The organism is Sphingomonas sp. (assembly GCF_032114135.1).
Taxonomy (GTDB): Bacteria; Pseudomonadota; Alphaproteobacteria; order Sphingomonadales; family Sphingomonadaceae; genus Sphingomonas.
In genome coordinates, this window is record NZ_DAMCTA010000001.1 from 87,065 (window position 1) to 99,506 (window position 12,442).

Sequence of the window (12,442 nt, forward strand, 5' to 3'; positions counted from 1 at the left end):
CATGCGGGCGCTGGGGGGGCCTGTAGCTCAATGGTTAGAGCTGGCCGCTCATAACGGCTAGGTTGCGGGTTCGAGTCCTGCCGGGCCCACCAGCATGTCTTCTCTATGTATTTCATTTGTTCTCGCGGCGCTCTAGAAAGGGCGCCGCGGGAGGTTTTGATGTTTCTCATACGTTCTCACAAATCGTCGCGGCAGAGCGGCAATCGTGGGGGTAGCGGTGGGGGTACCGAATTGGGGGTACCGGCCCGATACCCCCAAATGGGTGGGGGTACCCCATGCCCCTGACGGCCGTAGCGATTCGAGCGGCCGAGCCCCGCGACCGCGATTACAAGCTCACCGACGAGAAGGGTCTGTTCCTTTTGGTGCGCCCGAACGGCACCAAGGCCTGGCGGCACAAGTATCGCTTTGGCGGTCGGGAAAAGCTGGCGAGCTACGGCCTGTTTCCCGAGGTCGGCCTGAAGGAGGCACGCGACCGGCGCGACGCGGCGCGCGCCCAGCTGCGCGCCGGCAAGGATCCGATGATCGAGGCTGAGCGCGACCGGCAGGCGGCGATCGCCGCGGCAGGCGCGAAGTTCCAGGCGATCGCGGAAGCTTGGCACGTCGACGAGAGCCCCCGCTGGTCGCCCCGGCACGTCGGCGTCGTCGGCCGCGCGCTGCAGCGCGACGTCTATCCCCACATCGGCAACCGTCCGGTGGCGGACATCACGCCCAAGGAAGTCTTGGCGCTGCTCCGCCGCATCGAGGGGCGGGGCGCGATCGAGACCGCCAAGCGGATCCGCGGCTATATCCATGAGATCTTCCAGCGCGCGAAGGCCGAGCACCTGATCAGCGTCAACCCGGCGGCCGAGGTGGGGGAGGCATTGAAGCCGACCCCGAAGGGCAGCAAGCAGCCGGCGCTAACCAAGGTCGAGGACCTCCGCCAGCTGATCGACCGCGTCGACCGGTCCCGATCTGGCCCAGTGGTGAAGCTGGCCAACCGGCTCCTCGCTCTCACCGTCGTGCGCGTGGGCGTCCTGCGGGCCGCGACTTGGCCGGAGTTCCTGGAACTCGACTGGGCCGCGCCGCACGCGCCCGCGCCGGCAGCTGAGTGGCACATATCGGCGGAGCGTATGAAGCTCGAGGTGGAGGAGAAGGGCGACGAGGCCTACGACCACCGCGTGCCGCTGTCGCACCAGGCTGTCGCGGTGCTGCGCGAACTGCGGGTGCTGACCGGCCGGTGCGCCTGGATATTCCCGAATTACAAGACGACCCGCAACCCGATGACCGACAGCGCGATCTCGTCGGCCTATCTCGATCTGGGCTATCGCGGCCGGCACGTGCCCCACGGCTGGCGCGCCGCGTTCTCGACCATCATGAACGAATGGGCGGCCAAGCACGGCCACCCCAATGACCGCCTCGTGATCGACCTCATGCTCGCGCACCGCCCGAAGGGCATGTCGTCGAGCGAGTTTGCCTACAACCGTGCGCTATTTACCGACCGTCGACGCGAGCTGGCGCAGGTCTGGGCGGATATGATCATGGAAGGCCTGCCTGATGTACAGCAGCTGCGATCAACGCGATAGATCGGGCCAAGGCTTCATTTCGGACGAGCGCAGGCATTCGCGATATGGAGACAGGCTCGAACTTTAGCGTATGCAGTTTTCTGCCGACGCCAACATCGCCATTGGGCGATGGCCTTATCGGTACGAAAGCTATGATCCATTGGGGGGGGATATGGGAGAAAAACCTAGCGAGAATCGAAAGGTGATTTCGTTAAATGAAGCCTTAAGTCTCGCCTTCGTAGGATTGCCGCTCGCTCACGTCTTGGGGGCGTCTTTATTTCTTTGTGCGTATGGCAAAGGATTTGGCGGTCGAATGTCTAATGTATTCACCGCTGCAGACATCGTAACAATTTCAATATCGGAGATGCCTCGAGTATATTTCTACTCGATCCTCATGTCAATTTGTCTTATGTCTTTAGGGCATATATTTTTAGAGCTTAATGGGCTCTTCGCAATATTTTTTAGGCAGCAAAGTCTATTGTTGCCACCAAGGCCCCCAAGAAATATCCGGCTATCCGCTTCTGTATTCTTATCCGTTTTTTATGTGATAGTAATATTTTTAATTGGCAAGGTTGGTCGATTATTCCTCGTGGAGCACGGCTTTGAAGTCCCTCACCTTTTGTTTGCTACGATCATGTTGGTGTTGGTGGCGCCGGCTGTGCTCCTTAATATTCAATATCTTAGTAAGCGCTATTTAATCGCCGCGCTTGTACTATTTTTTATGAGTTACGCGACTGTTCTCATGGGCATTGGAATGGATAGAGGTCAAGATGATAGACTGTATTCCTATGCGAAAATGGAGCACTTTTTGCGATGTGTAGTCGATAAACCCGATAAGGCTGAGAGGGCTGATAAGTCGACTATACCCAATGAAGAATATCGCATTATTAGGAAGCTATCAGACCACTATCTTGTGGCATTTGAAGATGGCGGAAGAGCGATTACCGATCTTGATTGTAAAATCAAGTTAAGGATTCTACCTTTCAAAGCAAAAAATTTGTTCAGCGTTTTCATGGGAAGATTGATTGCGATTTACAATAAATCTGATCTTAGCGATTTAATCTTTGGGCTGAGATTGGTGTTTATATTGTGACGGATCGGCTATAAAGCGCCCAATGTCAGACTCGTACCATCGAACGCATTTCGACGATAATCTGATCTTGCGTGGGAAGGTGCCGGCCGCTTCGCGGCGGTATATCGTTGCCGTAGACAGACCGGTACGGCGGCGCACATTCCCGATCCGGAGCAAGCTGTCGGTGGCGCGGTCGACGTTCATGAGCAGCGTCCCATTCTGTAGCGGCGCCAGTACCGGTCCCAGCGCGTCGCCGCGCCGGTGGCCAGTACCGCGCAGGATAGGTCACGCCCGTCCGGCAGGCGGCAGCGGGCGACAACGCGATTGTAGCTGGGCTCGAGCGCCTGGCAGGTAAGCCGGCGGCGCAGCACCAGCGCGGACACGGTGCGTTGGCTCGCCCGGGCGCGCGCATCGCTGCACACATACCCAGCGCGGCGCTGGCGGCAGGGCTCGGCCGATTCGAAGTCGGGCGCCTGGACGCCTGCGATCCGCACCTTCGGACCCTCGGCGCACCAGAGCGGCCCGTCGCCGTCGTGGACGCGGGTGACAGTGCAGGTGAAGGTGGAGCCCGACAGGGCGGCGGCGAGGAGGATGCTGATCATGCTTTGTTCCCTACCATCCCGCGGCCCGCCTGCCATGCCTTGAACGCCTCCGCGTGCTTCAAGCAGAGATCCTTGCCCGGTTGCGGCGTCGTGGCGCACCGCGCGCATATCGGGGTATCGCAGGTGCCGGAACGCTTCCCCGGCACCTTCCAATCGCAGAGCAGCGGCGCTCGGCGCCGGCATTTGCAGCGAAGCGTCTGGGTGCAGACGATCGCGGAGCCGCCGCCCGGCATGCTGACGTGCTGACAGGTCATATTCCGCACACTCCCTCGCACTCGTTTCTCAACCCTTCCACCGACCACAGTCCGTTCGGCCGGGTGAAGTCGACTTCTCGGAGCGGGATCCGCAGAGAGTGCAGGAACAGCTGTGTCGTCGTGCCGCGGATGCCGTTGCGGATCGCTTCGTCGAATCGGCAGGCCTCCTCGAACTCGTCCGGCGATTCATCCTTCATCTCGCGCCAAAGGCTGTCGTCCTGAAACGGGCAGAAATAGCACCGGCTTTTCGGGAATGGTGGATAGCCGCGCCGGCGACGCCATTGGTCGCAGTCGCCGCGGCTCATGCGCTTTTCGATCAGGGGATTGCGCAGATATATGAAGGGCGGGCTAGCGCTCGAGCTCGGCAAGCGCTCAAGCTCGTCCGTCGTTAGGCCCATCGAGTGCTCGACGATCGGCACGCTTGGCCCCCGCTCTCCTGGCGCAAGACCAAGGATACGTCGGATCTCCGCCGTCACCGGTTCGATCTTGTATTCCTTGGTGCATTTTCGACGCAGGATGCCGAACGTCTCTCGATCCGTGTGCCGCTCGACGATCAGCTCGACCGTCTGCCCTGGCAGGCCCAAAAGAGGCATTGCTTCCACAAGCACCGATTTTTTCACCGTTCGAGGGCCGCGCGTGAAGAAAGGCGGGTTCGCGACGCGCGAAGCTTGCAGCCAGGTCGATCTATCCGCGGCCGCGCCGCCTAGGCCTGACCAGGTGCCGGCGGATGCGAGCGTATCGGCTCCAAGATCGCCCGCCGTGACCATGGTGATCGGCGGAAGGCCCATGTTGGGCGACTGCAGCCAGCGCAGGTGTTCGTACACAGCGCGCGTCTCGCGGTGTGTATCCGAACAGATGACGTAGTCGAACGGCTCGATCTCTCCGTGCGCCGCCATGAGATGCAGCACCGTTGATTGAAGCCCTAGCCCCATGCCCAAGGTGCGGAGCTGACGGCCAGGCAGGGGCCCGCTGATTGGTGCGGCGCGAGTAGCGAGGGTAATGCTCAAGTGCGAGGCCTCCCATCGCGGCAGGGCGCGCAGCGGCCACGGACTCGCCGAGGGCTATCGTCGCCGCACTTCTCGCACTCGCCCGGCGCGCCGACGGGGATCGGCTGCCGCGCCGCCCGCAGGCTGCGCTCGAGGTGCTGCTCGTTGAGCTCGTTCGCCAGGTCGATCGTGTCAGCCATGGGCCACCTCGCCGGGGAACGCAGTGTGTTCGACGCCGTCGAGCTTGCGGCCGGCGGTGGCCTTGCCGACCCGCTCGAGCACCACCGAACCGAAAGCGCTAAACCGACGCGGGTAGTGATCCAGCATGACCGCGTTGGTATGGGTCCAACCGCCCTGATCGCAGGCCATCATGGCGAACTTGCCCGGTGTCTCGGCGGGGTGGCGATAGCTCGCCCTCCACTCGCCCCACTGCTTGAATAGGAACGGCACGCCGGCATCTTCGCATTGCCGCTGCAACTGGCGGACCCAATCCGGATGCATCGGGCGAGCGCCTGGCCCGCTCTCGCCGCCGACGATGATCCAGTCGAGACCGGACCGGGCTTTCATCCAGTCCGCCTCGCTCTGCCGATTCTTGGCGCAGTTGTGCAGCGGCGGGTGGCCGTTGACGCACCAAACGCACTCGCCCCAGCATTCCGAATAGAGAGCATTCTCGCCCTCCCATGCGATCTCGAGGTCGACCGGACCGAGCAGCGGCTCCATCGACAGGAAGCGGACGCTGGCCGGCGTTGCCAGCAGCGTCGGGATATCGCGGTCCGCTTCCGCCTGGTTCACGATCGTCGCGCCCAGCCAGACGTTGTCCGGCATGCCGCCAGCGGCCTCGGCCATCGCCGCGGCGTTGCCGATGCGCTTCGTCACCAGCAGCCAGTCGAGCTGGGGCGTCTCGCGGATCAGCTGGAACAGCTCGGCGCGCACGGCAGGATCCGCGCGATTGTCGAACACGTCCGCCAGGCTGGCGCAGAAGACGCGCTCCCGCACGCCGCTCGCGGCCGCCCGGTTGTTCCAGCGGCGCGGCTGCTTCCACGTCGACGGCGCGGTGCGGCGGCGCTCGCCCTCGTTGCCCCATACCGCGCCCAGGCGAGCAGTCGCGAGCGCCTCGGCGTAGCAGTGATCGCAGCCCGGCCCGACCTTGGTGCAACCGATCCATGGGTTGAAGGTGTGGTGGGCCCACTCGATTTTCGTGTTCTCAGCCATGGGCAAAGGTTTCCTCTGGGAGGGTGGTCACGCCGCAGGCATCCGCGATCATGAGCGCGGCCAGCAGCAGGTAGAAAAGGACGATGCCGGCCAGGATGATGCGGCTCGCCAGCGTCAGGCGGCGGCGGGTCATCGATCAATGCCGGGATAGGTGCTCCGGCCGGCCTCCGCGGCCGGAGCGAGGGTGCGCGCTTGTGCGCTGCTTGCGACCACGAGGGGGGTAGCGGAGGCCACCTCGGGGGATCGGGGGAGGTGCGCCGCGACGACGCACCGGAAGAGCATGCTGGCGAGCAGGGCCGCGCCTAGACAGCAGACGGCACCGGAGGAGGAGATCCTCACTGGGCTTCCCCTTTGGTCAGGAGGTGGCGGTTGAGATAGCTGGGGGTCTTCACCCAGCCGTTCGACAGGACGATCTTCACGTCGCCGCTGGGCGCGATCACCCGCAGGCGGCCGTCCGGCGTTTGCGACATCACAGGGCAATCGAACTGGAACACCGGCGGCGCATCACCGCGGGCCCACCACATTTCGCGCGTGGTCGCTTCGCGGAAGACGGTGATGAACCGCTCGTGTGTGTCGGGATCGATGTCGTTCGCCTTCATCGCGCCCAGCTGTGCGCGGGTGAAGCGATCGCCTGGCGCATTAAGCCAGCCGACCCATGGGCTCTGGTTCGACGGGGTGACCACCATCTGCGCGGGCTGCCGGGGGAAGGTCACAGCTGCCACCAGCGGCGCGCGCGGCGCTCCCGGCTCTGCTCAACCTTGAATGGTGCGCGGCGATCGGCGGCGATCCAAACGCCACCCCAGCGGCGGGTCTGTTCCGGGCGCTCGCTGGCGCGGAGGCGGGCGGGGGCGGGCCTCACTGCGCACCGCCCACCTGGCTGTTGCCCTTGGCGCGCTCGGCGAGCATGGCGTCGGCGTAGAGGTATGCCCCCTTTGCGGTAAGCCAAGGCAGGTCTGCCGGATCGATTGGATTGCGATCTTGCGCGAGATCGGCGGCGACGGCCGCCATGACCTGCCCCGCGAAGTAGTCGCGCAGCGTCATTCCCGACTGCCAGCCGTTGTCGTGCGAGTTCGGAAATGCCGCAGGGATCGTACTCATGCCGCCACCTGCGCGTTTGTGACGATCCGCCCGCCGTCGCGGCGGCACGAATGCGCAAACGACGCGGCCCCCGCCTGATCGGTGAAACGATAGTCCGTCACGCCCGGCGCGCCGCGGCGGAACAGCGACACGAACCACGGGCCATCGCCGACCACGCGCTCGGCATCGAGCGCCATGTTGATCAGCTCGAACAGCACCAGGCCGGACATGCCGAGGCGCCCGGCGCGCAGGTCGATGCCGTCGATGTGCTGCTGCACGCGGGTGCCGATGGGCGCACGGCGCGGATCGTCGAGCGCCATCCCGACGAGCGGCCGGGTGATTGCGCGGATCGCCAGAACGGCGTCGCGGAAGTCGTCGACTGCCTGCAGGACGTCTGGGTCGCTGAGTAAGGGATGCTGTTGCATCGATAGCTCCGCGCAGCAGAATGCTGCGATGGCGCTATCTATCCGCTACGTTTTGTAGCATGTCAACATGAAATGTAGCGTGCTTTTGCCCTTAGTCGTCGTCGTATACAGGATCGACGCCATCCCAGTCTACATCTTGCTCGAGCTCAAGCGCGGGCGGCAACGCCGGCCGCTTGCCGTCAAATGCCAGCCGCACAACTGCGCCGTACGGTGTCGGAGCTTGGAAGATGGTCTCCATTTCACGCCCGTTGCGGATCATGCTGCCGATCCACGGCGCGCGCTCGGCGGTGAGATAGCCGATCTGAATACCACGGGCGCTATATACAGCGACCGCCTGCGGGTCAGCCGGGTTGTTCGGCTCCGGGCGCAGCTCTGTCGGCTCGCCAGGGATGCACATGGCGATCTCGAAACGGCGAGTGGGGCCACGCTTATTTGGGTGATCGGCGCCGACGATGGCGAGGGAGAGGGACCGCAATTGAAAATTAGTGCAGAATGCCCAGCGCCTTGAGAAGGCCGAGCGCTGCGACGATACCAGTCATCGACGTCAGTGTCGTGCCGACGATAAACCCCTTGCTCGGAAGGTGCGCAACCCTCTCCTTCAGCGTTGCAAGATCGGCAGGGACCGTCGAAAGCTTGCCCAGCTCAGCGCGGACATTCTCCATATGCGCTTCGAGTTTGGCAACGCGGGGCTCCATGGGGTCGAATGTGCCACCGCCCCCGCCGCGGTTCAAGGGAGGAGTAGGAGGCAATCCCCCTCCACCGCCCTCAATCGCGACTTGCGCTGCACGAAGCGCAATCTGCGACCTAATGTCGGAAATAAGTCGCTCGGCTTGCGCTTCATCAATCTGCATGTGGAACCACCAAGTCTTTATGCTCTTGAGCCATCTTCTCTGCCGCATCGATGAGGGCTCCGACTTTGATCAGTTCGTTCAAAGCCTCTTTGCCGTCATTCGTAAGCGCATGAAGGGCGGCCAGTAAAAGCGTGCGATCCGCTAGCGCAAGGTCGGACACTATCACTCGGATTGCAAGGACTGTCATTTTATGCTGCGTATCTAGTATCCGCAACTTTCGCTCAAGCTCCTCGACCCGATCGAGCACAGATCCTTCCATCAAAGCCCCCTCGCGAACCACACTGCCCGACCCTCGATACGCAGGTCCTCAGCGTCCACTTCCTGATCAGGCACCGACGGGTTATCGGACACCACCAGCACCCGTCCTTTCCCGATCGCCCGCAGCCGCTTGAGCCCAGACGCGCCGTAGACGGAGATCCAGTAGATCGCGTCCTGCTTCGCGAGCGCCCGATCTGTCGTGTCGATCATGATCGTGTCGCCCCAGTTCAGGGTCGGATACATGCTGTCGCCAATGCCAGTGACCAGCTTTAGGCGGTGATAAGGCGCGCGGGTGATCAGCCGAACGAACGACGGGTCGAATCGCACCGGCTCGGCTTCGACATAGTCGTCGATGAGCGTGCCAGAACCCATGGATAGGGATAAATCCAGGCGCTGAAGTTCCACCGTGCCGTCATCGGCGGTTGCCAGCATAGCCGGCGGCACATCGGCCACCTCTATGGGGCCGGTTGGCGGTGGGCCTCCCTCTAAGAGCCACTCCGCGCTAACCCCGAGCTTCTTGGCGAACTGAGCCGCCAGTTTCGCAAAGCCGTTCTGCCCATTCTCATAAGCGCGATACGTCGTCGCGTTTACGCCGACAGCCCGCGCAAACTCCGCCTTATCCGGAAAACCAGCGCGTTGTCGCGCCCACGCAAGCCGCTCGTGCGGGAAATCTAGACCATCGGGCATGGAGAGTTCGTTGCACGCAATGGCGCTACAAATCATGTTGCTACGTAGCGCTATGTTTGGTAGCACGCTCGGGCTATGAATCATATCGCGACAATCAAGGCGTTAGGCGGCGCGAAGGCACTTGCAGATGCGCTCCGGTCCCGCGGCGTAACCGTCGCTGATGTGACCGTCCGGTCTTGGTCGCTCAGCGGCCGGGTCATCCCCGCAAAGTATTGGGCGCACATCGCTGCCATCGGGAACGAGCTCGGACATGAGGTTTCCTTTGAGGCGCTTGCTGCTGCCGCAGCTGTGCGCGACGAGGCGCAGGCGGCATGATCATGCTCGACAACGACAGCGGACTGCGCGCCCGGTTCGCCTCCACCTGCACCCGATGCGGCGTCGGCGGTTGGCACCCCGAAGCGCAGTCCTGCCAATTCCAAAATTGCGGCCTCTCGGCCGTCGGCGATGCCCCCCTGGTCGCCGATGGCGCGTCGGGAGCGGGCGCGGATATCCCCTCCCTGGCGTCCGCGCCCGTCGTTCCCGTCCATGATGTCGTTCCCTCTGTTCATTTCGAAGGCGGTACACGATGACCGATCGCAGAATCTCTTGGAGCGATGGCGAGATTTCGCAGTCGGTCAACGCGGCGCAGATGCGGATGTTTGATCTGGCTTATCGGAAGCACGGGTTCAGCCGGAAGATCCTGCACCTCGAAACGGGCATTCCGCTGTCGACGCTGAAGTCGTGGGAGGAGGGCACCTCGATGCCGATCGAGGGCGCCGTTCTCATCGCTGGCGCGAAGGGCTTCCCGAACGAGCTGCTCAGCCTCTTGTTCGAGCCGGCGGCGAAGACCGTCTGCGACGCGGAACCCGACGAGGCGGACATCGACGACCTCGCGATCTCGGCTCTCGACGTCCTGCAGAAGTACGTCCGCTATCGCCACCCCGAGAGCGCCGGCGGCGTACGCCTGGTGCCCGGGGAGATCGAAGACATTCGCCACAGCGCGGCCGGCTTCTGCGACCGCGCCAGCAAAGTCGCCTGACACCGAAGGATAACCCGCCGGCGCCGCCCGGCTGAAGGAGTGCACCATGATCGCCAAGAATGGCGCGGCGGCTGCCCAGGCAGCGTCCGCGAGCGCATCTTTGCGCGCTGAAGCCGGGGTAGGGGAGCGGTATCCGTTCCGTTCCCACCGCACCGTCGCCGAGGTCTGGGCCGACTGCGGCCCGCTGCCGTGCGTCGACGGTGTCTGGCGCATGGAGCCGGAGCAGATTTCCCCCATCCACCACGCGATCGACGGGTTCGTTTTCATCCCCGTTGCCGCGCGCGTCGGCGTCGCCGAGGTGGCCCATGGCTGACCTGATCTGCCGCGACTGCTCGTCGCCGATCTCCCGCCAGTCGAAGACCGGCCGATGCAAGCCTTGCTCGGCGCGTTTCATCAACGCCTCGCCCGAGCTGACGGCGAAGCGCAAGGCAGGCATCAAGCGCTATCACGCCCAGCCCGGCGTCCGCGAGCGCTGCGCGGCCAACTTCGCCGAGTACAACCGCAACATGCCGCCCGAGCATCGCGAGCAGCGGCGCCAGCACGGTTTGCGGATCGCACGCGAGGTGCTCGCCCGGCCGGACGTGCTCGCGCGCTCCAACAGCCCGGAGGCGAAGCGCAAGGCTGGCGCGGCCCGCACCGAGCGCCTCCTCGGTTGGTGCCCGCCTGAGCTGCGCGACCGATACCGCCAGCTATGCGCCAGCCAGCGACTGAGCGCGGCCGAGGCGCGCCGGATCATCGAGGCAGAGATCCCCGGCACCGTCGAGCACGGCAAGCGTGTCGTCGCGAACCACATCCTGCAGGGTCAACTCCGCCACGAGCGCCAGCAGCGGGACGCGTACTGATGCCCCGCGCCGTGATCATCGAAGCCGCCCGCCGCCTGTCGCTGTGGCTTCAGCGCGCCCGGCTGTCTCGCGACCTCGATCGGGCGCTCGCCGAGCGCCGCCGCGCTCGCGCCGCGCGCCAGACTGCCGCCCGGAAGGGCGAGGCCACCAAGTTCCACAACCGCGTCACCGCTCTCAAGCCCGTGAAAGGAGAACACCGTGAACACCACGCCTGAACGAGGAACGGCACTCCCGCCGATCCCTCCCGCCGACGGGGGCCGCATGCCGCCCGCCGCCAACACCTTCGGGGACTTCGTCCGGTTCCTCGAAGACGGCCAGTTCGATGCCGAGCTGACCGAAGTGATGAAGAGCCTCGCCGGAGAGATGGCGAACGCTGCCATCGACAGCGGCGGCAAGTCCAAGGGCAAGCTGACGCTGACCTTCGACTTCGCCCTCGAAGGGCGCGTGTTCAGCATCGCCGCGAAGCACAAGGTCGACCTGCCGGTCGCCAAGCGTCCGAAGTCGGTCATGTGGACCACCGAAGACATGCGCTTCACCCCCAGCAATCCCGCGCAGGGCCACCTGTTCGGCGTCCGCGAAGTCGGCGGAGCCGGCGGCTTCCGCGACGCCTGATCTTCTAGAGAGGAACCAACATGGATTACGCAACAACCTCGGGCGGCGAGTTCGTTCAGCATGTCCGCACCTTGGTAGAGGACTACGTCAAAGCCGACGTGTACCCGGTCAAGGATCCCGCCTCCGACGTCGAGGCGCTTGTCGTCCAGTCCGGCAACAGCGTGACGCCGCTCGATCCGAAGATCTTCGATCCGTACCGCGCTGCGCCGCGCTTCCGGCACGGCACCGCCGTGATGCTCTCGCTCGACAGCCTGATCGCCCACGTCAACCGGTTCAAGGATACCGATTCCGTCGTCTTCGCGAATGACGATCGGGTGAAGCCGTCGCTTACCGCCGTGCTCGACTATCACCGCGACGGCGCTGAGGCGGACCCGCGCTTCGGCAAGCACCGCTCCATCTTCGAGTTCCCGCTCTCCGACGAGTGGAAAGCTTGGGCCCAGGCGAACGACGAGAAGATGACGATGGCCGAGTTCGCGGCCTTCCTCGAGAACCGCATCATCGACGTGTTGTACCTGATCCCCGGCGAGGACACGCTCCCCGAGGATCTGCAGCGGCTGGTCGACACCTTGGGGGGGCCGGAAACTATCGCCACGCCGAACAAGCTGATGGAACTCGCCCGCGGCCTGCAGGTGAATGACGAGGCGATCGTGCAGGAAGCGGTGAACCTGTCGAGCGGGGAGGGCGTCGTGCGCTTCCAGGCGCGGCACACCGACGAGCATGGCGCGCCGCTCAAGGTGCCCTCGCTGTTCCTGATCGCCATCCCGGTGTTCCGCAATGGGCCGCTGTACCGGCTCGCCGCCCGGCTCCGCTACCGGGCTGCTCAGGGGCGCCTGACCTTCTGGTTCGAGCTGTGGCGCACCGACCGCACCTTCGACCACGCCTTCAGCGAGTCGCTCGAGCGCGTCCGCGTCGAGACTGCGCTGCCGGTGTTCGTCGGCAAGCCTGAAGCCTGAGCAACGATCGCGCCGCCGGGTTCGCCTGGCGGCGCAAGCCGACCACCCGCAC

Annotated in this window: 22 protein-coding genes and 1 tRNA gene; 11 read left to right on the forward strand and 12 right to left on the reverse strand. The window is 64.2% G+C overall.

What is annotated here, in order from left to right; genetic code table 11:
* Positions 1-16 precede the first annotated feature (16 nt).
* The 3 genes from RT655_RS00375 (at position 17) to RT655_RS00385 (ending at position 2,634) form a co-directional block, all read left to right on the forward strand.
* Positions 17-92: transfer RNA gene (locus tag RT655_RS00375), tRNA-Ile, on the forward strand.
* Between the two features lie 183 nt (positions 93-275).
* A complete protein-coding gene (locus RT655_RS00380) occupies positions 276-1,562 on the forward strand; it encodes a phage integrase central domain-containing protein (RefSeq protein WP_313534339.1) in 1,287 nt (428 codons plus the stop codon).
* A gap of 70 nt (positions 1,563-1,632) precedes the next feature.
* Entirely contained in the window at positions 1,633-2,634 is a 1,002-nt protein-coding gene (locus RT655_RS00385; RefSeq protein WP_313534340.1) for a hypothetical protein, read from the forward strand.
* On the opposite strand, the gene RT655_RS00390 is transcribed toward RT655_RS00385, so the two are convergent.
* The 12 genes from RT655_RS00390 to RT655_RS00445 all read right to left on the reverse strand — a co-directional run bounded on the left by RT655_RS00390 (position 2,599) and on the right by RT655_RS00445 (position 8,965).
* Positions 2,599-2,817, reverse strand: a complete 219-nt coding sequence (locus RT655_RS00390) for an AlpA family phage regulatory protein (protein ID WP_313534342.1) — start codon at positions 2,815-2,817, stop codon at positions 2,599-2,601. The two genes, RT655_RS00385 and RT655_RS00390, sit on opposite strands and share 36 nt — an antisense overlap.
* Positions 2,814-3,215, reverse strand: a complete 402-nt coding sequence (locus tag RT655_RS00395) for a hypothetical protein (RefSeq protein ID WP_313534343.1) — start codon at positions 3,213-3,215, stop codon at positions 2,814-2,816. Before RT655_RS00395 ends, RT655_RS00390 begins: the two co-directional genes overlap by 4 nt.
* A gap of 250 nt (positions 3,216-3,465) precedes the next feature.
* A complete protein-coding gene (locus RT655_RS00400) occupies positions 3,466-4,476 on the reverse strand; it encodes a hypothetical protein (protein WP_313534344.1) in 1,011 nt (336 codons plus the stop codon).
* 171 nt (positions 4,477-4,647) lie between these two features.
* Complete coding sequence (locus tag RT655_RS00405; protein ID WP_313534345.1) at positions 4,648-5,667, reverse strand: phage Gp37/Gp68 family protein; 1,020 nt, start codon at positions 5,665-5,667, stop codon at positions 4,648-4,650.
* On the reverse strand, positions 5,660-5,800 hold the full coding sequence (locus tag RT655_RS00410) for a hypothetical protein (RefSeq protein ID WP_313534347.1): 141 nt from the start codon (positions 5,798-5,800) through the stop codon (positions 5,660-5,662). Before RT655_RS00410 ends, RT655_RS00405 begins: the two co-directional genes overlap by 8 nt.
* Before the next feature lie 202 nt (positions 5,801-6,002).
* Positions 6,003-6,380: a hypothetical protein gene (locus tag RT655_RS00415; protein ID WP_313534348.1), complete on the reverse strand. Its 378-nt coding sequence runs from the start codon at positions 6,378-6,380 to the stop codon at positions 6,003-6,005.
* A gap of 142 nt (positions 6,381-6,522) precedes the next feature.
* Entirely contained in the window at positions 6,523-6,765 is a 243-nt protein-coding gene (locus RT655_RS00420; RefSeq protein ID WP_313534350.1) for a hypothetical protein, read from the reverse strand.
* Positions 6,762-7,169: a hypothetical protein gene (locus tag RT655_RS00425; RefSeq protein ID WP_313534352.1), complete on the reverse strand. Its 408-nt coding sequence runs from the start codon at positions 7,167-7,169 to the stop codon at positions 6,762-6,764. Before RT655_RS00425 ends, RT655_RS00420 begins: the two co-directional genes overlap by 4 nt.
* Positions 7,170-7,260: 91 nt before the next feature.
* On the reverse strand, positions 7,261-7,644 hold the full coding sequence (locus RT655_RS00430; RefSeq protein ID WP_313534353.1) for an HIRAN domain-containing protein: 384 nt from the start codon (positions 7,642-7,644) through the stop codon (positions 7,261-7,263).
* Positions 7,645-7,651: 7 nt separating this feature from the next.
* Positions 7,652-8,020: a hypothetical protein gene (locus RT655_RS00435; protein WP_313534354.1), complete on the reverse strand. Its 369-nt coding sequence runs from the start codon at positions 8,018-8,020 to the stop codon at positions 7,652-7,654.
* Positions 8,010-8,180, reverse strand: a complete 171-nt coding sequence (locus tag RT655_RS00440) for a hypothetical protein (RefSeq protein WP_313534355.1) — start codon at positions 8,178-8,180, stop codon at positions 8,010-8,012. The genes RT655_RS00435 and RT655_RS00440 overlap by 11 nt, the downstream gene beginning before the upstream one ends.
* A gap of 98 nt (positions 8,181-8,278) precedes the next feature.
* Positions 8,279-8,965: a S24 family peptidase gene (locus RT655_RS00445; protein WP_313534356.1), complete on the reverse strand. Its 687-nt coding sequence runs from the start codon at positions 8,963-8,965 to the stop codon at positions 8,279-8,281.
* Positions 8,966-9,040: 75 nt separating this feature from the next.
* Here RT655_RS00445 and RT655_RS00450 point away from each other — a divergent pair, with 75 nt between their 5' ends.
* The 8 genes from RT655_RS00450 to RT655_RS00485 are packed head-to-tail and all read left to right on the forward strand — an operon-like array spanning position 9,041 to position 12,390.
* A complete protein-coding gene (locus RT655_RS00450) occupies positions 9,041-9,280 on the forward strand; it encodes a hypothetical protein (RefSeq protein ID WP_313534357.1) in 240 nt (79 codons plus the stop codon).
* Positions 9,277-9,534 carry a hypothetical protein gene (locus RT655_RS00455; RefSeq protein WP_313534358.1) on the forward strand — a complete coding sequence of 86 codons (258 nt, stop codon included), beginning with the start codon at positions 9,277-9,279 and terminating at the stop codon, positions 9,532-9,534. Before RT655_RS00450 ends, RT655_RS00455 begins: the two co-directional genes overlap by 4 nt.
* Positions 9,531-9,983 carry a hypothetical protein gene (locus RT655_RS00460; RefSeq protein WP_313534359.1) on the forward strand — a complete coding sequence of 151 codons (453 nt, stop codon included), beginning with the start codon at positions 9,531-9,533 and terminating at the stop codon, positions 9,981-9,983. Before RT655_RS00455 ends, RT655_RS00460 begins: the two co-directional genes overlap by 4 nt.
* A 46-nt stretch (positions 9,984-10,029) precedes the next feature.
* The gene (locus RT655_RS00465; RefSeq protein ID WP_313534360.1) at positions 10,030-10,296 is read left to right on the forward strand and encodes a hypothetical protein; all 267 of its coding nucleotides are present in this window, start codon (positions 10,030-10,032) and stop codon (positions 10,294-10,296) included.
* A complete protein-coding gene (locus RT655_RS00470) occupies positions 10,289-10,825 on the forward strand; it encodes a hypothetical protein (RefSeq protein WP_313534361.1) in 537 nt (178 codons plus the stop codon). The genes RT655_RS00465 and RT655_RS00470 overlap by 8 nt, the downstream gene beginning before the upstream one ends.
* Positions 10,826-10,836: 11 nt before the next feature.
* Positions 10,837-11,040: a hypothetical protein gene (locus RT655_RS00475; protein ID WP_313534363.1), complete on the forward strand. Its 204-nt coding sequence runs from the start codon at positions 10,837-10,839 to the stop codon at positions 11,038-11,040.
* A complete protein-coding gene (locus RT655_RS00480) occupies positions 11,024-11,437 on the forward strand; it encodes a hypothetical protein (protein WP_141985811.1) in 414 nt (137 codons plus the stop codon). Before RT655_RS00475 ends, RT655_RS00480 begins: the two co-directional genes overlap by 17 nt.
* Positions 11,438-11,457: 20 nt before the next feature.
* Positions 11,458-12,390, forward strand: coding sequence for a DUF2303 family protein (locus tag RT655_RS00485; RefSeq protein ID WP_313534365.1), 933 nt, complete (start codon positions 11,458-11,460; stop codon positions 12,388-12,390).
* Positions 12,391-12,442: the final 52 nt, after the last annotated feature.

What these genes read in the sequence shown, in the direction of transcription:
- RT655_RS00380 (WP_313534339.1), top strand. Translation starts at nt 276, where the DNA reads ATGCCCCTGACGGCCGTAGCGATTCGAGCGGCCGAGCCCCGCGACCGC.
- RT655_RS00385 (WP_313534340.1), top strand. Translation starts at nt 1,633, where the DNA reads ATGCAGTTTTCTGCCGACGCCAACATCGCCATTGGGCGATGGCCTTAT.
- RT655_RS00390 (WP_313534342.1), bottom strand. Translation starts at nt 2,817, where the DNA reads ATGAACGTCGACCGCGCCACCGACAGCTTGCTCCGGATCGGGAATGTG.
- RT655_RS00395 (WP_313534343.1), bottom strand. Translation starts at nt 3,215, where the DNA reads ATGATCAGCATCCTCCTCGCCGCCGCCCTGTCGGGCTCCACCTTCACC.
- RT655_RS00405 (WP_313534345.1), bottom strand. Translation starts at nt 5,667, where the DNA reads ATGGCTGAGAACACGAAAATCGAGTGGGCCCACCACACCTTCAACCCA.
- RT655_RS00410 (WP_313534347.1), bottom strand. Translation starts at nt 5,800, where the DNA reads ATGACCCGCCGCCGCCTGACGCTGGCGAGCCGCATCATCCTGGCCGGC.
- RT655_RS00420 (WP_313534350.1), bottom strand. Translation starts at nt 6,765, where the DNA reads ATGAGTACGATCCCTGCGGCATTTCCGAACTCGCACGACAACGGCTGG.
- RT655_RS00425 (WP_313534352.1), bottom strand. Translation starts at nt 7,169, where the DNA reads ATGCAACAGCATCCCTTACTCAGCGACCCAGACGTCCTGCAGGCAGTC.
- RT655_RS00435 (WP_313534354.1), bottom strand. Translation starts at nt 8,020, where the DNA reads ATGCAGATTGATGAAGCGCAAGCCGAGCGACTTATTTCCGACATTAGG.
- RT655_RS00445 (WP_313534356.1), bottom strand. Translation starts at nt 8,965, where the DNA reads ATGCCCGATGGTCTAGATTTCCCGCACGAGCGGCTTGCGTGGGCGCGA.
- RT655_RS00450 (WP_313534357.1), top strand. Translation starts at nt 9,041, where the DNA reads ATGAATCATATCGCGACAATCAAGGCGTTAGGCGGCGCGAAGGCACTT.
- RT655_RS00455 (WP_313534358.1), top strand. Translation starts at nt 9,277, where the DNA reads ATGATCATGCTCGACAACGACAGCGGACTGCGCGCCCGGTTCGCCTCC.
- RT655_RS00460 (WP_313534359.1), top strand. Translation starts at nt 9,531, where the DNA reads ATGACCGATCGCAGAATCTCTTGGAGCGATGGCGAGATTTCGCAGTCG.
- RT655_RS00465 (WP_313534360.1), top strand. Translation starts at nt 10,030, where the DNA reads ATGATCGCCAAGAATGGCGCGGCGGCTGCCCAGGCAGCGTCCGCGAGC.
- RT655_RS00470 (WP_313534361.1), top strand. Translation starts at nt 10,289, where the DNA reads ATGGCTGACCTGATCTGCCGCGACTGCTCGTCGCCGATCTCCCGCCAG.
- RT655_RS00485 (WP_313534365.1), top strand. Translation starts at nt 11,458, where the DNA reads ATGGATTACGCAACAACCTCGGGCGGCGAGTTCGTTCAGCATGTCCGC.